Genomic DNA, 17,233 nt, shown 5'->3' on the forward strand with positions numbered 1-17,233 from the left:
GGCACCTCCCAGGGACTCCAATGGTTTGTTCCGGTCCGGAGGGTCATTGTAGGGGTGGGGCCGGTACCGGTTTGATTCAGACTAGACCATGAGGGTGGGGTTCGGATTTCTCGGACTCATTGCTTGCGTTTGGGCTGCCGCGAACGGGCCGCAAGCGGCCCTGCCAAATGTCAATTGAAAGGCTGCCAGGCCCGCGTTCAAGCCCTCAGCGCGGCTCCATGTGGGCAATCATCAACTGCACGCTTTCGTTGCCACGAAACTCGTTCACGTCCAGCTTGTACGCCAACTCCACCCAACGCACCGTGGGGTTCGGCCATACGTCGCGGTCAATGCCAAAGGCGATACCGTCCAGGCGTACCGCACCGCACTCGCTCTTGAGCACCACCTTCAAATGCCGCTCACCCACCACACGCTGCTCCACCAACTGGAACACCCCATGGAACAACGGCTCGGGAAAGTGCTGCCCCCAAGGCCCGGCGTTGCGCAGCGCCTTGGCCAGGTCGAGATGGAACTCCTCGACTGCCAGGCTGCCATCAGACAACAACCGGCCAGTCAAATCGTCTTCACCCAGGTGACGCCGCACTTCTTCATCGAAAGCCTGGGCGAATGCCGGGAAATTACCCTCCGGCAGCGACAACCCCGCCGCCATGGCGTGGCCGCCGAACTTGCTGATCAACTGCGGCTGGCGCGCGGCGATGGCATCCAGCGCATCGCGAATGTGAAAGCCCGGCACAGAGCGTGCAGAGCCCTTGAGCACGCCCTCGCCCGCGTCGGCGAACGCGATGGTCGGTCGGTGGTAGCGCTCCTTCAAGCGTGAAGCGAGGATTCCGATCACGCCCTGGTGCCAATCCGCGTCGAACAGGCACAGGCCATAAGGCATGGACTCAAGCGGCAGGTCCTTGAGTTGGGCCAAAGCCTCGCGCTGCATGCCCTGCTCGATGGACTTGCGATCCTGGTTCAAGCCATCGAGTTGCTGCGCCATGTCCAATGCCAACGCCGCGTCATCGCACAGCAGGCACTCGATACCCAGGCTCATGTCGTCCAGACGGCCAGCCGCGTTGAGCCGTGGCCCCAGGATGAAGCCAAGATCGGTAGAGGTGATGCGCCGGTGATCGCGCCGAGCCACTTCGAGAATCGCCTTGAGCCCTGGCCGGGCGCGACCGGCACGGATACGCTCCAGTCCCTGGTGCACCAGGATGCGGTTGTTGGCATCCAGCGGCACCACGTCGGCGACACTGCCCAGCGCCACCAAGTCCAGCAGCTCGCCGATGTTCGGCTGCGGTTGCTGCTCGTAGCGCCCAAGACTGCGCAAACGTGCACGTAGGGCCATCAGCACGTAGAAGATCACCCCGACCCCTGCCAACGCTTTGCTCGGGAATGCGCAACCCGGTTGGTTGGGATTGACGATAGCGTCGGCCGCCGGCAACTGCTCGCCCGGCAAATGGTGGTCGGTCACCAGCACCGTGAGGCCGGCCGCCTTGGCGGCCGCCACCCCTTCTACGCTGGAGATACCGTTATCCACCGTGATCAGCAACTGGGGCTGACGCTGCAGCGCCACCTCGACAATCTCGGGGGTCAGGCCATAACCGTACTCGAAACGATTCGGCACCAGGTAATCGACATGCGCAGCGCCCAGCAGGCGCAGACCCAGGACCCCGACGGTACTGGCGGTGGCGCCGTCAGCATCGAAGTCACCGACGATGAGGATACGCTGGCGTTGATCCAGTGCCTGCAGCAACACGTCCACTGCCGCGTCGATCCCCTTGAGCTGCTGGTACGGCAGTAACCGCGCCAGGCTCTTGTCCAGTTCAGTCTCGGACTGCACGCCACGGGCGGCATATAGGCGAGTCAGCAACGGTGGCAGGTTGCCCAGCAGGGGCAATGTCGGGGGCAGAGGACGGGGTTCGATACGCATGGGGTCTTCAATCGTCAGGTGGAGGTCAGTTCAACCGCGCTCGCCAAGCAGCCACTCCAGCTGCACTTCATGCTGACCACGGTCGTCGGTGACGAATACAGTGCCTTCGCTGATCATCACGTCCCACTTGATGGTGCGCGGCATGTCAGTGGCCAGGGTTTCCAGCACCTCCTGAGGCACTGCGGCAATACTCAGGTTCTTCAGGCCCTTGACCGCATCCAGCACTTTGTTCTGCCATACACGCAGACTGCCGTAGGCCAGCAGGCTGGTGCGCTCGGTGCGACGCGAACACCAGGTCAGGCGCTCAGCATCGGGCTGGCCGACTTCGATCCAGTGCAGGATGCGGTCATCCAGGCTCTTTTCCCACAACGCGGCTTCATCAACATCCGACAGACCACGGCCGAACGACAGGCTCTCGTTGTACCAGAGGGCATATGCCAACAAGCGCACAGCCATGCGCTCCTCGGTTTCGGACGGGTGCCGGGCGATGGTCTGGCGAACGCTTTCGTATACGCCGCGGTCGAGGTCGGTCAGATTCAGTTCGAACTTGTAGGTGGTGGACGGCTGGGCCATGGGCGGGGGCTTCGTTGAAAAAGAAAGGGCGACAGTCTACCCGATCTGGCGCCCGAGGTCGGCTGCGCATTGGCATGGGTGCGACGGCAGTACCTGACACCGTCGAGCTGTGATAAAACCACCGCACCACGCCATTCGCCACGGATGCCCCATGTCTACGCCCAGCAAACCCCTCGCCGGCCTCAAAGTCATCGAGCTTGGCACCCTGATCGCCGGCCCGTTCGCCTCGCGTATCTGCGCCGAGTTCGGTGCCGAGGTGATCAAGGTCGAATCCCCCGATGGCGGCGATCCGCTGCGCAAATGGCGCAAGCTCTACGAAGGCACCTCGCTGTGGTGGTTCGTGCAGGCCCGCAACAAACAGTCGCTCACCCTCAACCTCAAGCACCCCGAAGGGCGCGAGGTGCTCAAGCAGCTACTCGCCGAGGCCGACATCCTGATCGAGAATTTCCGCCCTGGCGTGCTGGAAAAGCTCGGCTTGGGCTGGGACGTGCTACATGCGCTCAATCCGCGCCTGGTCATGGTGCGCCTGTCCGGCTTTGGCCAGACCGGCCCGATGAAAGACCAGCCAGGCTTCGGCGCGGTCGGCGAGTCGATGGGCGGGCTGCGCTACATCACCGGTTTCGAGGACCGTCCGCCAGTGCGCACGGGGATTTCCATCGGTGACTCGATCGCCGCACTGTGGGGCGTGATCGGCGCACTGATGGCCTTGCGTCATCGCGAGGTAAACGGCGGTCAGGGCCAGGTGGTGGACGTGGCCTTGTACGAAGCGATCTTTGCCATGATGGAAAGCATGGTCCCGGAATTCGACGTGTTCGGTTTTATCCGCGAGCGCACCGGCAACATCATGCCTGGCATCACCCCCTCCAGCATCCATACCACTGCCGACGGTCGCCATGTGCAGATTGGCGCCAATGGCGATGCGATCTTCAAGCGCTTCATGCAGGCCATCGGTCGCAACGACCTGGCCGAGGACACGTCGCTGGCCAGCAACGATGGCCGTGATGCGCGCCGCGACGAACTGTACGGGGTGATCGACCGTTGGGCCAACAGCCTGCCGCTGAACCAGGTGATGCAGGTACTCAACGACGCCGAGGTGCCCGCCAGTCGCATCTACTCGGCCCAGGATATGTTCGACGACCCACAGTACCTGGCCCGCGAGATGTTCCTGCAGGCCAAGCTGCCGGACGGCAAGCCGTTCCGAATGCCGGGGATCGTGCCCAAGCTGTCCGACACCCCAGGCTCTGCCGACTGGGTAGGCCCGCAGCTGGGCGAACACACCGACACGGTGCTGGGCGGGCTTGGCTACGATGCCGCCGCCATCGCCCGCCTGCGCCAGAGCGGCGCGGTCTGATACGCCAGGCACCCGGCCCATGTGCAACCTTCGCCTGACGCTGGTTTTCTGCCTGCTGATGAGCGCCTTAAGCGCGCAGGCGCAAGCGCCTCGCGAACATTTGCTATGGCTGGTGCGCGACCTGCCTCCATTCACCATCTTCGAGGGCCCAGCCAAAGGCCAGGGCGTGATCGACCAGATGCTGCCGCTGTTAATCGCGCAGATGCCCGAGTACGACCACAGCATCCTCAGGGTCAACCGTGCCCGCGGCATCCAGATGCTCCAGGGCACGGCGCTCACCTGCGACCCCACGCTGCTGTGGACGCCCGAGCGTGACAAGTACGCGCACTTTTCCAGACCCTCGCTGGCGGTGCTCAGCGGAGGACTGGTGGTTCGCAAACAGGACCAAGGGCTGCTGGCAGCCTACGTCAATGGCCACCAGGTCAACCTGCGCCACCTGATGAGCGACGCCCGGCTCAAGCTGGGTATCGTTGCCGAACGCAGCTACAGCGCCCAGGTCGACGCGATGCTCCAGCAGTTTCCCGACAGCGCGTTGACCCGGCACTATGGCAGCGACGCCACCTCCAGCCTGTTGCAGATGCAGCAGCTCGGCCGGCTGCAAGCGGTACTGGGTTACTGGCACGAATTCCGCTATCTGCTACAGCAACAGGGCAGGTCGGCGCAGGACTATGTGTTCTATCCAATCGAAGGCGTCGATCACTTTCAGCTCTTGCGCGTAGGCTGCACCGACACTGCACAGGGCCGCGAAGCGGTAAACCACATCGACCGCTTGCTGCTGCAACTGCGTCGCGACACGCTCCCCAGCCTGTATACCCAATGGCTGGACCCGGCGCTGCGCACCGAGTACCTGGAACAGGCAAGGCAGTTGTTCGAGGATGCCGCTGTCGATATCCCCCCACAGCCCTGAACCAGGCAAAAGAAACCCCGGTCGCTGGGGTCGACGACCGGGGTCAAGTGCAAGCCCTGAAGGCTTCGCGCGACAGCGTAACGGCACCGGAGCTAAGCACCGTCACCCTGCCCTTGCTCATTCAGATAGGCCAATCAGGCAAAGGTTCCCTGGGTCTGAGGTTGATGCTGGTGTCGCAGCGCGGCGATCACACAGGGTTGCAGACGCCCTTCGGCGATCTGTAGATCGCGATGCAGGCCATCGACCACGTCGACCAGCAGACGCTGCTCGCGTAACTGACACGCAGCTACCTTGCGCTGGAGGATGAGCGTGCCGTGTTCGTCATGCAGTGTCAGTTGGCGACCGCCATCGGCGTCGAGGCTACCGAGGCTGGCGTGGTAAGGGGCAAGGGCATCGTTGAGCAGTCTGCAGATTCTTTCCATCCGGATCACTCGTTGGCTGTTGGACATACTGGAACTGACCGTCGAGCCCATCGGAAAGTTCGCCCCACAGGCCCGCCTTGTCGAGCATGCGCAGGCAATGTGACAGTTTGCAGGCGATGCGCCAGCGAAGGCTTCAGAGCTGTGCCAGTGCCTGTTGCAGGGCGACCGTCGACATAGGCCACGGTAACTCGCCAACCACGCGAAACCCCTGTGTGCGGGCGTCCTGGGCCAGGTCGAGAGACCTTTCGCCCACCCCTCCGACGAACAGCAACGCTCGCGGGGCGCCGCCCTTGTGCAGACACTGGAACAACGAACGTGCACAGGGCTCAGGCATCCCGTGGTCGAGCACCAACACATCGACACCCTGCTCACGCCCCAACCAGGCGCGGGTGTCGCACAAGTCGTCACTTACGCACACATGGAACACGCCTTGGGCGTTGAAAGCCTGGTGCAGGAAGATCTGATGGAAGGGCCTGGCCTGGTGGATAAGAACACGAAGGCTGTGCACGGGGCAGCTCGCTACGAAATTGAAGAGCCGCACTCTAAGTGTCCCGCATACCACGAACCTATAGGAAACTTCCTAAGTTGACCGATGCTTTTTCCCACATAAGAAAAAGCCCATCCAAAGGATGTAGTGCTGTTCACTTAGGGCTCTGTAGGAGCAGCCTTGCCGCGGCGCCGGACCGGCCGGAAAGGGCCGCAAAGCGGCCCCGACGATCTTAAGTGAACAGCATTACATCTAAAGGATGGGCTCTTCTCGAAGGGCGATACCTTACAGCGGCTTACCACGATTCCCATGCTGGCTGACGAACGCCTGAACGGTCTTCAGGTCGTTGGCCAGCACCGTGCAGCGCTCTTCGCGGCTGAACAGGTCGCTCAGGTGCGCCGGCAGCTCCAGTGCCTTGCCGACACCGGCCTTCTCGACCGCCTCTGGGAACTTGACCGGGTGCGCAGTGCCCAGCACCACCATCGGGGTGTCCAGGCTGCGGCGGCACTCACGGGCCGCCTTGACGCCAATGGCAGTGTGCGGGTCGAGGACCTCACCGGTGCTCTGGAACACCTCGGCGATGGTTTCGCAGGTCTGCTCGTCGGTCACTGCCAGCGAATCGAACAGCTTGCGCGCCTCGGTCCAGCGGTCCTGCTCGACGCTGAAGCCGCCACCTTGCTTGAAGGTGTCCATCAGTTGGGCGACCGCTGCACCGTTGCGACCGTGCAGGTCGAACAGCAAGCGCTCAAAGTTGGACGAGACCATGATGTCCATCGACGGCGACAGGGTCGGGTGCAGGGCATCCTTGACGTACTGATTGCCGCTCATGAAGCGGTGCAGGATGTCGTTGCGGTTGGTGGCGACCACCAGCTGGCTGATCGGCAGGCCCATGTTGCGTGCCAGGTAGCCGGCGAAGATGTCGCCGAAGTTGCCGGTCGGCACCGAGAACGCGACCGAACGAGCCGGGCCACCGAGCTGCAAGGCGGCGTGGAAGTAGTAGACGATCTGGGCCATGATCCGCGCCCAGTTGATCGAGTTGACCGCCACCAAACGCGTGCCTTTGAGGAACGACTGGTCGGCGAAGCTGGCCTTGACCATCTCCTGGCAGTCGTCGAAGTTGCCCTCGATGGCGATGTTGTGGATGTTCTCGCCGAGGATGGTGGTCATCTGGCGGCGCTGTACTTCCGACACGCGCTGGTGCGGGTGCAGGATGAAGATGTCGACGTTATCGCAGCGGCGGCAGCCTTCGATGGCGGCCGAGCCGGTATCACCACTGGTGGCACCGACGATCACCACGCGTTCGCCGCGCTTGAGCAGCACGTGGTCAAGCAGGCGGCCGAGCAGTTGCAGGGCGAAATCCTTGAACGCGAGCGTCGGGCCATGGAACAGCTCCATCACCCACTCGTTGCCATTGAGCTGGCGCAGCGGCGCCACCGCGGCGTGAGCGAAGTTGCCGTAGGTTTCTTCGAGGATTTTCTTGAAGTCGGCGTCAGCGATGCTGCCTTCGACGAACGGGCGCATCACCCGGAAGGCCAGCTCGTGGTACGGCAGGCCAGCCCAGGAGGCGATCTCTTCCTGGGTGAAGCGTGGCAGGTTTTCAGGAACGTACAGGCCGCCATCGGTGGCAAGGCCGGCCAACAGCACGTCTTCGAAGTTCAGGGCCGGAGCCTGGCCGCGGGTACTGATATAACGCATGGGTGCAAACCTTCGGTTTGAGCGGCAAGTCGCGAGCTGCAAGCTACAAGAAAAAAGCCGATCGGCGATGCTCTTGCGCAGGATGCCCCTACTTTGCCGCAAATGTAATCATTCAGAGCCCCAACACGAGCTGCTTGCAGCTTGTAGCGTGGGGCTTACCGCTTAGTTGAGCTGTTCGACGCGGATGCGCACGACATTGCCGACCACATCCTGGAGCGCCTCAAGAGCAACGATGGCGTCATCGATGCGCTGCTCGACCACACGATGGGTCAGCAGGATCATCGGCACCAGGCCGTCCTGTTCCTCGGCTTCCTTCTGCATGATCGACTCGATGTTAATGCCACGCTCGGAGAGGATGCTCGCCACCTGGGCCAGGACACCGGGATGATCCTTGGCCTGGATCCGCAGGTAGTAGGCGCTCTCGCACGCATCAATTGGCAGGATCGGGTGGTCCGACAGCGAATCGGGCTGGAAGGCCAGGTGCGGGACGCGGTTCTCTGGGTCCGAGGTCATGGCACGCACCACATCCACCAGGTCGGCCACCACCGACGAAGCGGTCGGTTCCATGCCGGCGCCGGCGCCGTAGTACAGCGTGGAGCCTGCGGCATCGCCGTTGACCATCACCGCGTTCATCACGCCATTGACGTTGGCGATCAGACGGTCGCTTGGGATCAGCGTCGGGTGTACGCGCAGCTCGATACCGGCCTGGGTGCGGCGCGCCACGCCCAGGTGCTTGATGCGATAGCCCAGGGCCTCGGCGTAATTGACATCAGCGGTGGTCAGCTGGGTGATGCCTTCGGTGTAGGCTTTGTCGAATTGCAGCGGGATGCCAAAGGCGATGGATGCCAGGATGGTCAGCTTGTGCGCCGCATCGATGCCCTCGACGTCGAACGTTGGGTCGGCTTCGGCGTAACCCAGCGCCTGGGCTTCGGCCAGCACGTCCGGGAAAGCGCGGCCTTTCTCGCGCATTTCGGTGAGGATGAAGTTGCCGGTGCCGTTGATGATCCCGGCCAGCCAGTTGATGCGGTTGGCCGACAGGCCTTCGCGGATTGCCTTGATCACCGGGATGCCACCGGCTACCGCCGCTTCGAAGGCAACGATGACGCCCTTCTCGCGTGCCTTGGCGAAAATCTCGTTGCCGTGCACGGCGATCAACGCCTTGTTGGCAGTGACAACGTGCTTGCCGTTGTCGATGGCCTTGAGTACCAGGTCACGGGCGATGGTATAGCCGCCGATCAGCTCGATGACGATATCGATCTCGGGGTTGCTGGCAACTTCGAACACGTCAGCGGTAATGGGGGTACCGGTAATCTGGCAGTTCGGGTTCTGCGAGCGCATGGCAATCTGTGCCACTTCAATACCGCGCCCGGCACGGCGGGCAATCTCCTCGGCGTTGCGCTGAAGTACATTGAAGGTACCGCCACCGACGGTCCCCAACCCACAGATGCCTACTTTGACCGGTTTCACTGTGAACTCCCCATTGAACGGCCGGCAACTGCGCCGACCGTGAAACATGCCGTCACCCCATGACGACGGCGTACTGAATTGATTACTTGCTAGCGGCCAAGGCCAACTTGGCCACTTGTGGTGCCGGCTGGTAGCCCGGAATCACCTGGCCGCTCTGCAGCACGATCGCCGGCGTGCCGTTGACGCCAATCGACTGCCCCAGGGCAAACTGCTTGCCAACCGGGTTCTCGCACTTGGCGGCCTTGATTTCTTTGCCATCGACCATCTTGTCCATTGCCGCGCGGCGGTCGCTGGAGCACCACACGGCCTGCAACTGTTCGTCACCCGCCGAGCCCAGGCCCTGGCGCGGGAAGGCGACGTAGCGCACTTCGATACCGCGCTTGTTCAGTTCGGGGATTTCGGCGTGCAGCTTGTGGCAGTAAGGGCAGGTGGTGTCGGTGAACACGGTGATGTGCGACTTGGTTTCGCCCTTGGCCGGGTACACGACCATTTCGGCGGTCGGAATGCCATTGATCAGCTTGGCGATGCCTTGACGCTCGGTTTTCTCGGTGAGGTTGACCGGCTTGCCATCCTGGATCTGGAACAGGTAGCCCTGCATCACGAACTGGCCATCGGCACTGGCGTACAGCACACGGCCACCTTGCAGCTTGACTTCGTACAGGCCATTGAGTGGGCTGCTGGCAACGCTCTCGACCGGCACTTCAAGCGAAAGGTTCTGCAACGACTTGCGGATCGCCTGCTCGGCGCTGGCATTGCTATCAGTCGCCGCGGCGGCGGCAAAGGTGCTGGCCAGCGCCAGGGCGGCGGCGGCAAAAAGCTGGGTCACGCGCATGGGAACTCCTGAGGGCGGACGGGGCCGATGAAACACGCCTGCGGCTGGAAATGCGGCGTTCGTGCGGCCCTTGCAACAAACCGTCCAAGCCTACCACAACAGACGCCTTCGGAATGTCCTCTCAAGCACCGGTCGGCGGAACATGAAAATCATTCATCCGCGCGGATGATGCTGGGCATGCAGCTGTTGCAGGCGCGCCTTGGCCACGTGGGTGTAGATCTGCGTGGTCGACAAATCACTGTGGCCCAGTAGCATCTGCACCACGCGCAGGTCGGCGCCGTGGTTGAGCAGGTGAGTGGCGAAAGCATGCCGCAAGGTGTGCGGCGACAGCGGTTTGTCGATGCCTGCCACCTGGGCGTGATGTTTGATCCGGTGCCAGAAGGTCTGGCGCGTCATCTGCTCGCCGCGCTGGCTAGGAAACAACACGTCGCTGGGGCGTCCATTGAGCAGTTCGGCGCGGCCATCGCGCAAGTAACGCTCGACCCACAACACCGCCTCCTCGCCCATCGGCACCAGGCGCTCCTTGCTCCCCTTGCCCATCACCCGCAACACACCCTGGCGCAGGTTGACCTGATCCAGGGTGAGGCTGACCAGTTCGGTCACACGCAAACCACAGGCATACAGCACTTCAAGCATGGCCCGGTCGCGCTGGCCGATGGCTTCGCTGCGCTCGGGTGCTTGCAGCAACGCTTCGACATCGGCTTCGGACAGCGACTTGGGCAGCGGACGTCCCAACTGCGGCATGTCCACCTGCAACGTCGGATCGACGCCAATCAGTCGTTCGCGCAACAAATACCGGTAGAAACCACGTACGCCGGACAGAAAGCGCGCCGTCGAACGAGGCTTGTAGGCCTGATCGAAACGCCAGGCCAGGTGATCGAGGATCAGCTCGCGCCCAGCGTCGGGCAAGGCCACGCCTTTGTCCTGCAACCAGCCGTTGAACAGGGCCAAGTCGCTGCGGTACGAGGTGCGGGTGTTATCGGACAGGCCTTTTTCCAGCCAAAGGGCATCGAGGAACTGGTCGATCAGGGGGTGGTCGAGGGCAGCCATGGGTACCAGAGAGTCAAGTCGCCAAATGTCTTAAAGCAGATTACCGCTTGCCTCAAACCTGCGGCAATACCGGCACCGGACGCTTGTCTTCATCGATGGCAACGAAGCTGAACACACCATGGATCGCCCGCTCGCGGCCGTCGAGGTACATGTTCTCGACGAATACATCCACCTGCACCTGCAAGCTGGTGTTGCCGACTTTCACCACCGTACCGACCAACTCGACGATGGTGCCCGCTGGAATCGGGTGCTTGAAGTCGATCCGGTCGGTGGACACGGTCACCAGGGGCAGGCGACAAAAACGCGTGGCGGCGATGAACGACACTTCGTCCATCCAGGCCAAGGCGGTACCGCCGAACAAGGTGTTGTGGTGGTTGGTGGTATTGGGGAACACCGCCTTGGTCACACGGGTGACCGACAGCTCGGTGCGGCGCTGGATTTCCTGCTCGCGCGGGGTCATGGGCAACTCACGTCTAAGGGGGTTGAGGACAGTGGCGCCTGCTGCTTGGGGTAGATCCCATCGGCGCAGGACGCAGAAAGCAAAAAAGCAGCCCGAAGGCTGCTTTTTTCTCGCTAGGCGGCCTCGGCCACCGGGCAAACTGTACTCAGGACAGTTTTTCCTTGATGCGAGCGGCTTTGCCGGACAGGTCGCGCAGGTAGTACAGCTTGGCTTTACGCACGTCACCACGACGTTTCACGGCCAGGCTGTCGATCTGCGGGCTGTAGGTCTGGAAGGTACGCTCTACGCCAACGCCGCTGGAGATCTTGCGCACGGTGAAGGCGCTGTTCAGACCGCGGTTACGCTTGGCGATAACGACGCCTTCGAACGCCTGCAGACGCGAGCGGTCGCCTTCCTTCACTTTAACCTGGACGACAACGGTGTCGCCGGGTGCGAAGGTCGGGATCTCTTTGCTCATCTGCTCGGCTTCGAGCTGCTGGATGATCTTGTTGGTCATGCTGTGCTCCTAAGATGGATACGCGATCCACCATCGATACGTTTAACTATCGTCCCGCTCGCGGAGGTATTCCTCGAGCAGCTTCTTCTCTTCTCCAGAAAGCGAGCGACTTTCCAGAAGATCGGCGCGTCGTTCGAAGGTCCTACCAAGGGACTGCTTCATCCGCCAACGCCGGATATGTGCATGGTTGCCACTTAGCAACACGTCGGGTACACGCTGATCCGCATACACCTCAGGTCGGGTGTAGTGCGGGCAATCCAGCAGACCGTCGGTGAAAGAGTCTTCCTCCGCCGAGTCCACATGCCCTAAAGCTCCGGGCAGCAGCCGCGTAACCGCATCGATCAGTACCATGGCCGGCAGCTCGCCACCGGAAAGCACATAGTCACCAATCGACCACTCCTCATCGACATGAGCCTCGATAAAGCGCTCGTCGATGCCTTCATAACGACCGGCGATCAGGATCAACGATTCCTGTTCGGCCAGGCCTTTGACCGCCTGCTGCGTCAGCTTGCGGCCTTGTGGCGAAAGGTAGATCACCTTTGCCGATGCTCCGGTCGCCTGCCTGGCACTGGCCAGGGCGTCTTCCAGAGGCTTGATCTTCATCACCATGCCCGGACCACCGCCAAACGGACGATCATCCACCGTATGGTGGCGATCAGTGGTGTAGTCCCGCGGGTTCCAGCAGGTCACTTGGAGCAACCCCTGTTTCACCGCACGGCTGGTAATGCCGTACTCCGTGATGGCCGAGAACATCTCGGGGAACAACGTGACGACTTCTACGCGAAGGTTGCCCATCGTCAGAAATCCGCGTCCCATTCGACACGCATCACACCTGCGTCCAGGTCGACGGCAAGCACGCATTGCGCCGTATAGGGCAATAGACGCTCGCGATCATCCAGGCTGCCTGCGCAAGGCTTGACCACCAATACATCGTTTGCACCGGTCTCCAACAAGTGATCGACCTTGCCGAACAGTTGTTCGTCCTGGTTGATGACTTTCAGACCCACCAACTGGTACCAGTAGTACTCGTCAGCGGCCAGGTTGGGCAAAAGGCTGCGTGGAATGCAGATTTCGTAACCGCTCAGAAGACGGGCTTCATCACGATCATCGAGGCCTTTCAACTTGACGACCAGGCCCTTCTGGGAGCCACGACCGTTGACCAGCTCGACCTGCTTTACCTTGCCTTCGTGCCGAAGCGTCCAGCGCGGGTAATCCAGCAGGTTTTCAATCGGATCGGTAAAGGAATACACCTTCACCTCGCCGCGAACGCCGTGAACCGAAAAAATCTTGCCAACGACGATGAGGTCGTCAGCCTTCTCTGGCGTCGCGTTCATACTGCTCAGGCTGCGGCCTTGGCAGCGTCCTTCAGCAGCTGAGCAACACGCTCAGACGGCTGCGCGCCCTGGCTCAGCCAGTAGGTGACGCGTTCCTGGTTGACCGACAGCTTGACTTCGGCGCCCGATGCGATCGGGTTGAAGAAGCCAACGCGCTCAACGAAACGGCCGTCACGGGCGTTACGCGAGTTGGTCACGGTCAGGTGGTAGAAAGGGCGCTTCTTGGAGCCGCCACGGGCAAGACGGATGGTTACCATGTGAACATCGTTCCTATAGTCGGTGCTGCAAAACTGAATGCCCAATGGGCACACGGGTGCCCAAAAGGCCGCATATTCTCAGGGAATACACGGACATTTGCAAATGCCTTTTTCGGCAGGTGCATGCCCCGCCGCTCAGCCTTGCTGGTTAGAGCCGCCTCAAGACGGCCATGCCCCCGCCGAAGCGGGGTCTGGCGGGCCACCTGATATCAAGGAAGCCCGCCGGATTCGCTTACAGTTTCGGCATGCCGCCACCCGGCAGCATCCCACCCAGGCCACGCATCATCTTGGCCATGCCGCCTTTGGCGGAGAATTTCTTCATCATTTTCTGCATCTGCTTGTGCTGCTTGATCAGCCGGCCGATGTCCTGCACCTGGGTACCGGAGCCCAGTGCGATACGGCGCTTGCGCGAGCCGCTGATCAGTTCAGGGTCGCGACGCTCTGCCGGGGTCATGGAGTTGATGATCGCCTCCATTTGCTTGAACTGCTTCTCGGCCGCACCCTGGGCGTTGCCCATCTGCGACAGGTTGACGCCGCCGATGCTCGGCAGCTTGTCCATCAGGCCGCCAAGGCCGCCCATGTTCTTCATCTGTTGCAGTTGGTCGCGGAAGTCTTCGAGGTCGAAGCCCTTGCCCTTCTTCAGTTTCTTGGCGAGCTTGTCGGCCTTGGCCTTGTCGATGTTCTGCTCGGCCTGCTCGATGAGGCTGAGCACATCGCCCATGCCGAGGATGCGCGAGGCGATGCGGTCTGGGTGGAACGGCTCCAGCGCCTCGGTCTTCTCGCCCATACCGATGAACTTGATCGGCTTGCCGGTGATCGCGCGCACCGACAGCGCGGCACCGCCACGCGCATCACCGTCGACCTTGGTCAGCACCACGCCGGTCAGCGGCAGGGCATCGCCGAAGGCCTTGGCGGTGTTGGCGGCGTCCTGACCGGTCATGGCGTCGACCACGAACAGCGTCTCGATCGGCTTGACTGCGGCGTGCAGGGCCTTGATCTCGTCCATCATGTCGGCGTCGACATGCAGGCGACCAGCGGTGTCGACGATCACCACGTCGATGAACTTGAGCTTGGCTTCGCGAATCGCCGCTTCGGCAATGGCCACCGGCTTCTGGCTGATATCGGACGGGAAGAAGGTCACGCCGATGTCATTGGCCAGGGTTTCAAGCTGCTTGATCGCTGCCGGACGATAGACGTCGGCCGACACCACCATCACGGTCTTCTTCTTGCGTTCCTTAAGGTGGCGAGCCAGCTTGCCGGCGGTGGTGGTCTTACCCGCGCCCTGCAAACCGGCCATCAGCACCACGGCGGGCGGCGCGGCGTTGAGCGCGAGCTCTTCGTTGGCGGCGCCCATCAGGCTTTCCAGCTCAGCCTGGACGATCTTCACGAAGGCCTGGCCTGGGGTCAGACTGCGCGACACCTCGGTGCCGACCGCACGCTCCTTGACGCTGTTGACGAAATCCTTGACCACCGGCAGGGCGACGTCGGCCTCAAGCAGGGCCATGCGCACTTCGCGCAGCGTGTCCTTGATATTGTCTTCGGTCAGCTTGGCCTTGCCGGTGACATGGCGCAGCGTCTGTGACAGGCGGTCGGTCAGGTTTTCGAACATGGTGATCCTTTCAGGCCCAGTGAAGCCGAGGTTTTTCAGGCGCCCGGGACACGCGGGGTGGAGGCCGGGCACAACAAGGCGGCGATTATAGCGAAGACTGCCACCTGCGCACACCTTGGAGCGGCAAGCGGCAAGCTTCAAGAAAAAGCGCGATAGGCCACCCCCTGATGCCAGTCAGTTAACCTTTCGCTGCTAGTTGATTGAGGCTGCTCTGGCGCCCCAATTGGCTTAGCGGACAGGCATCAGGCCACCCCCTGCTTTTACTTGCCACGTGCAGCTTGCAACTTGAAGCGCGCACCCAGTCTTCCTAGAGCTGCGGGTTCTATGCCAAACTCCGTCCCTTTAGGGCTTGCCTGCCAGGACTTATGTTCTCTTCCCCCAGCCTCATCCCGAATCTGCTCGCTGCCCTGCTCTACGTGGCGGCGACCGTCTACCAGGCCATGGGCCTTGCACGTGGCGCCCGGGCCGACAAACGGCTGCTCGGCGCACTTGGCGTGCTGGCGGTACTCGCCCAGGGCAGCGCCCTGCTGTTCCAGCTGATCACGCCCCTGGGGCTGAGCCTGGACTTCTTCAGCGCCGCCAGCCTGATCGCTGCCGCCGTGATCGCCCTGACCCTGCTCGCCTGCCTGAGCATTCCCGTGGAAAACCTGCTGGTGCTGCTGTTCCCGCTAGGTGCGGTGACCGCGCTGCTGTCGCAGTTCGCGCCTCCGGGCACCGTGCCGCTGATCAATGAAGAGCCCGGCATCCTCGCCCACATCCTGCTGTCGATCCTGGCCTACGGCCTGTTCACCATCGCGGTGTTCCAGGCGCTGTTGCTGCTGCTGCAGGACCGCCAGCTGAAAAACAAGCACCCGTCCGGGCTGATCCGCAACTTCCCGCCGCTGCAAACCATGGAAAGCCTGCTGTTCGGCTTCCTCTGGGCCGGCTGGATTCTGCTATCGCTGTCGCTGCTCTCGGGCTGGCTGTTCCTCGAAAATCTGTTCGCCCAGCACCTGGTACACAAGACCCTGCTGGCCTGCGTGGCCTGGGTCGTATTCAGCGTGCTGCTGTGGGGGCGTACACGTCTGGGCTGGCGCGGCCACAAGGCCATCCGCTGGACCCTGGCCGGTTTCTGCCTGCTGATGCTGGCCTATTTCGGCAGCAAGCTGGTCCGCGAATTCATCCTGCATATCTGACGACCGCCCATGGACACCTTGCCGTACGCCCCGCTGCTCGGCACCCTCGCACTGGCCCTGTTGTGGTCGGCGCTGTTTAGCGCAGTGGACAGCGCTCGCCAACAGCTCAACGGCCACGCCGAACCTTCCCTGCCAGCCCAGGCCCTGGTGCTGTGCGCCAGCCTTGGCAAACTGCTGGTCATGGGCCTGGCCTGCCTGGTCGGCCAGCGCTACAACGGCGAGCATGGTTTCTGGCTCGCCGGCCTCGGCGCGTCAGCGGCCCTGTTGGTGTTCGCCGAGTTCCTCCCGCGGCGCCTGGCACGGCGCAACCCGCAAGCCTTCCTCAGCCTCGGCGCCAGCCTGCTCAAGTTGCCCTTGGCCATATTGCAACCGCCAGCGCGCCTGCTCGACGGTATCGCCCGGCTGATCCTGCGGCCGTTTCGCGTGCAAGGCACTGCGGTGGCGCTGCACCCACAGGCGCCAGACGACTTCGACCAGGCAGACGCCCCCGAGCAGCCCCAGCATGGCCTGTTCGAGGGCTTGCAGGCACTAGACAAAATCACCGTCAACGACATCCTGGTACCACGCAATGACGTCGATGGGGTCAACCTCGACGAGCCCATCGAGCATATCATCGAGCAACTGATCGTCAGCCGGCACACCCGCCTGCCGGTGTACCACAACGACATCAACCAGGTCGAAGCGGTGCTCAACACCAAGCTGATCAGCCACCTGCTGCCACGTGCCGAGCTGACGCTGGAAAAGCTCCAGGCCGCCTGCTACGAACCCTACTTCATTCCCGAAAGCACGCCCTTGCACATGCAGTTGCTGAACTTCCACAAACAGCAGCGGCGCATGGGCGTGGTGGTGGATGAATACGGCGAAGTGCTGGGCATCGTCACCCTGGAAGACATCCTCGAGGAGATCGTCGGCGAGTTCGAGGACGAGCACAGCCTCGACAACCCCCATGTCCACCCGCAAGCGGACGGGCGCTTCATCATCGAAGGCGCTGCGTCGCTGCGCGAGATCAACCGCACGCTGGGCTGGCACCTGCCCAGCGACGGCGGCCCGAAGACCCTCAACGGGCTGGTCACCGAAGCGCTGGAGAGCATTCCAGCCAGCGCGGTGTGCCTGAAGATCGGCCGCTACCGCCTGGAAATCCTCGCAACCGAGGACAATTGCGCCAGCAAGGTACTGGCCTGGACCGTGACCCGCTAGCTATAC

General features: G+C 62.3%; 18 protein-coding genes. 4 read left to right on the top strand and 14 right to left on the bottom strand.

Features of this window, described 5'->3' with window-relative positions; genetic code table 11:
- Nucleotides 1-205: 205 nt before the first annotated feature.
- Both recJ and ACNFIC_RS05820 read right to left on the bottom strand, forming a co-directional pair.
- The gene (recJ, locus tag ACNFIC_RS05815) at nucleotides 206-1,915 is read right to left on the bottom strand and encodes a single-stranded-DNA-specific exonuclease RecJ (RefSeq protein ID WP_138218693.1); all 1,710 of its coding nucleotides are present in this window, start codon (nucleotides 1,913-1,915) and stop codon (nucleotides 206-208) included.
- A 30-nt stretch (nucleotides 1,916-1,945) separates the two neighbouring features.
- Nucleotides 1,946-2,488, bottom strand: a complete 543-nt coding sequence (locus tag ACNFIC_RS05820; RefSeq protein WP_138218695.1) for a YaeQ family protein — start codon at nucleotides 2,486-2,488, stop codon at nucleotides 1,946-1,948.
- 151 nt (nucleotides 2,489-2,639) lie between these two features.
- Between ACNFIC_RS05820 and ACNFIC_RS05825 the strand changes: the two genes are divergently transcribed.
- A complete protein-coding gene (locus ACNFIC_RS05825) occupies nucleotides 2,640-3,839 on the top strand; it encodes a CaiB/BaiF CoA transferase family protein (protein ID WP_138218697.1) in 1,200 nt (399 codons plus the stop codon).
- Nucleotides 3,840-3,858: 19 nt separating this feature from the next.
- Nucleotides 3,859-4,746 carry a TIGR02285 family protein gene (locus ACNFIC_RS05830; RefSeq protein ID WP_416780290.1) on the top strand — a complete coding sequence of 296 codons (888 nt, stop codon included), beginning with the start codon at nucleotides 3,859-3,861 and terminating at the stop codon, nucleotides 4,744-4,746.
- A 134-nt stretch (nucleotides 4,747-4,880) separates the two neighbouring features.
- Here ACNFIC_RS05830 and ACNFIC_RS05835 read toward each other — a convergent pair whose 3' ends face one another.
- The 12 genes from ACNFIC_RS05835 to ffh all read right to left on the bottom strand — a co-directional run bounded on the left by ACNFIC_RS05835 (nucleotide 4,881) and on the right by ffh (nucleotide 14,855).
- A complete protein-coding gene (locus ACNFIC_RS05835) occupies nucleotides 4,881-5,168 on the bottom strand; it encodes a DUF3509 domain-containing protein (RefSeq protein ID WP_138218701.1) in 288 nt (95 codons plus the stop codon).
- A 133-nt stretch (nucleotides 5,169-5,301) separates the two neighbouring features.
- Nucleotides 5,302-5,676, bottom strand: a complete 375-nt coding sequence (locus ACNFIC_RS05840; RefSeq protein ID WP_416780292.1) for a histidine kinase — start codon at nucleotides 5,674-5,676, stop codon at nucleotides 5,302-5,304.
- A gap of 264 nt (nucleotides 5,677-5,940) precedes the next feature.
- Nucleotides 5,941-7,350, bottom strand: a complete 1,410-nt coding sequence (gene thrC / locus ACNFIC_RS05845; protein ID WP_138218705.1) for a threonine synthase — start codon at nucleotides 7,348-7,350, stop codon at nucleotides 5,941-5,943.
- 162 nt (nucleotides 7,351-7,512) lie between these two features.
- The gene (locus ACNFIC_RS05850) at nucleotides 7,513-8,817 is read right to left on the bottom strand and encodes a homoserine dehydrogenase (protein ID WP_138218707.1); all 1,305 of its coding nucleotides are present in this window, start codon (nucleotides 8,815-8,817) and stop codon (nucleotides 7,513-7,515) included.
- Between the two features lie 82 nt (nucleotides 8,818-8,899).
- On the bottom strand, nucleotides 8,900-9,649 hold the full coding sequence (locus ACNFIC_RS05855) for a DsbC family protein (protein ID WP_138218709.1): 750 nt from the start codon (nucleotides 9,647-9,649) through the stop codon (nucleotides 8,900-8,902).
- A 153-nt stretch (nucleotides 9,650-9,802) separates the two neighbouring features.
- Nucleotides 9,803-10,699 (bottom strand): site-specific tyrosine recombinase XerD, encoded by an 897-nt coding sequence (gene xerD / locus ACNFIC_RS05860; protein ID WP_416780295.1) that lies wholly within the window; start codon nucleotides 10,697-10,699, stop codon nucleotides 9,803-9,805.
- Between the two features lie 52 nt (nucleotides 10,700-10,751).
- Nucleotides 10,752-11,159, bottom strand: a complete 408-nt coding sequence (locus ACNFIC_RS05865; RefSeq protein ID WP_416780296.1) for an acyl-CoA thioesterase — start codon at nucleotides 11,157-11,159, stop codon at nucleotides 10,752-10,754.
- Nucleotides 11,160-11,304: 145 nt separating this feature from the next.
- The gene (gene rplS / locus ACNFIC_RS05870; RefSeq protein ID WP_011535315.1) at nucleotides 11,305-11,655 is read right to left on the bottom strand and encodes a 50S ribosomal protein L19; all 351 of its coding nucleotides are present in this window, start codon (nucleotides 11,653-11,655) and stop codon (nucleotides 11,305-11,307) included.
- A gap of 42 nt (nucleotides 11,656-11,697) precedes the next feature.
- On the bottom strand, nucleotides 11,698-12,450 hold the full coding sequence (gene trmD / locus ACNFIC_RS05875) for a tRNA (guanosine(37)-N1)-methyltransferase TrmD (protein WP_054895625.1): 753 nt from the start codon (nucleotides 12,448-12,450) through the stop codon (nucleotides 11,698-11,700).
- Nucleotides 12,451-12,452: 2 nt separating this feature from the next.
- Nucleotides 12,453-12,989 (bottom strand): ribosome maturation factor RimM, encoded by a 537-nt coding sequence (rimM, locus tag ACNFIC_RS05880; protein ID WP_416780299.1) that lies wholly within the window; start codon nucleotides 12,987-12,989, stop codon nucleotides 12,453-12,455.
- A gap of 5 nt (nucleotides 12,990-12,994) precedes the next feature.
- Nucleotides 12,995-13,246: a 30S ribosomal protein S16 gene (gene rpsP / locus ACNFIC_RS05885; RefSeq protein WP_008094480.1), complete on the bottom strand. Its 252-nt coding sequence runs from the start codon at nucleotides 13,244-13,246 to the stop codon at nucleotides 12,995-12,997.
- 232 nt (nucleotides 13,247-13,478) lie between these two features.
- Complete coding sequence (ffh, locus tag ACNFIC_RS05890) at nucleotides 13,479-14,855, bottom strand: signal recognition particle protein (RefSeq protein ID WP_138218717.1); 1,377 nt, start codon at nucleotides 14,853-14,855, stop codon at nucleotides 13,479-13,481.
- Between the two features lie 365 nt (nucleotides 14,856-15,220).
- On the opposite strand from ffh, the gene ACNFIC_RS05895 reads away from it, so the two are divergent.
- Entirely contained in the window at nucleotides 15,221-16,030 is an 810-nt protein-coding gene (locus ACNFIC_RS05895; protein WP_416780301.1) for a cytochrome C assembly family protein, read from the top strand.
- Nucleotides 16,031-16,039: 9 nt separating this feature from the next.
- Nucleotides 16,040-17,227 (top strand): transporter associated domain-containing protein, encoded by a 1,188-nt coding sequence (locus ACNFIC_RS05900; protein WP_416780303.1) that lies wholly within the window; start codon nucleotides 16,040-16,042, stop codon nucleotides 17,225-17,227.
- The last annotated feature ends 6 nt before the right edge of the window (nucleotides 17,228-17,233 follow it).

This window comes from Pseudomonas sp. NY15463 (genome assembly GCF_048068415.1).
GTDB lineage: Bacteria > Pseudomonadota > Gammaproteobacteria > Pseudomonadales > Pseudomonadaceae > Aquipseudomonas > Aquipseudomonas mosselii_C.

What these genes read in the sequence shown, in the direction of transcription:
- ACNFIC_RS05830 (WP_416780290.1), top strand. Translation starts at nt 3,859, where the DNA reads ATGTGCAACCTTCGCCTGACGCTGGTTTTCTGCCTGCTGATGAGCGCC.
- xerD (WP_416780295.1), bottom strand. Translation starts at nt 10,699, where the DNA reads ATGGCTGCCCTCGACCACCCCCTGATCGACCAGTTCCTCGATGCCCTT.
- ACNFIC_RS05865 (WP_416780296.1), bottom strand. Translation starts at nt 11,159, where the DNA reads ATGACCCCGCGCGAGCAGGAAATCCAGCGCCGCACCGAGCTGTCGGTC.
- ACNFIC_RS05895 (WP_416780301.1), top strand. Translation starts at nt 15,221, where the DNA reads ATGTTCTCTTCCCCCAGCCTCATCCCGAATCTGCTCGCTGCCCTGCTC.
- ACNFIC_RS05820 (WP_138218695.1), bottom strand. Translation starts at nt 2,488, where the DNA reads ATGGCCCAGCCGTCCACCACCTACAAGTTCGAACTGAATCTGACCGAC.
- trmD (WP_054895625.1), bottom strand. Translation starts at nt 12,450, where the DNA reads ATGGGCAACCTTCGCGTAGAAGTCGTCACGTTGTTCCCCGAGATGTTC.
- recJ (WP_138218693.1), bottom strand. Translation starts at nt 1,915, where the DNA reads ATGCGTATCGAACCCCGTCCTCTGCCCCCGACATTGCCCCTGCTGGGC.
- ffh (WP_138218717.1), bottom strand. Translation starts at nt 14,855, where the DNA reads ATGTTCGAAAACCTGACCGACCGCCTGTCACAGACGCTGCGCCATGTC.
- rimM (WP_416780299.1), bottom strand. Translation starts at nt 12,989, where the DNA reads ATGAACGCGACGCCAGAGAAGGCTGACGACCTCATCGTCGTTGGCAAG.
- thrC (WP_138218705.1), bottom strand. Translation starts at nt 7,350, where the DNA reads ATGCGTTATATCAGTACCCGCGGCCAGGCTCCGGCCCTGAACTTCGAA.
- rpsP (WP_008094480.1), bottom strand. Translation starts at nt 13,246, where the DNA reads ATGGTAACCATCCGTCTTGCCCGTGGCGGCTCCAAGAAGCGCCCTTTC.
- ACNFIC_RS05855 (WP_138218709.1), bottom strand. Translation starts at nt 9,649, where the DNA reads ATGCGCGTGACCCAGCTTTTTGCCGCCGCCGCCCTGGCGCTGGCCAGC.
- ACNFIC_RS05835 (WP_138218701.1), bottom strand. Translation starts at nt 5,168, where the DNA reads ATGGAAAGAATCTGCAGACTGCTCAACGATGCCCTTGCCCCTTACCAC.
- ACNFIC_RS05825 (WP_138218697.1), top strand. Translation starts at nt 2,640, where the DNA reads ATGTCTACGCCCAGCAAACCCCTCGCCGGCCTCAAAGTCATCGAGCTT.
- rplS (WP_011535315.1), bottom strand. Translation starts at nt 11,655, where the DNA reads ATGACCAACAAGATCATCCAGCAGCTCGAAGCCGAGCAGATGAGCAAA.
- ACNFIC_RS05900 (WP_416780303.1), top strand. Translation starts at nt 16,040, where the DNA reads ATGGACACCTTGCCGTACGCCCCGCTGCTCGGCACCCTCGCACTGGCC.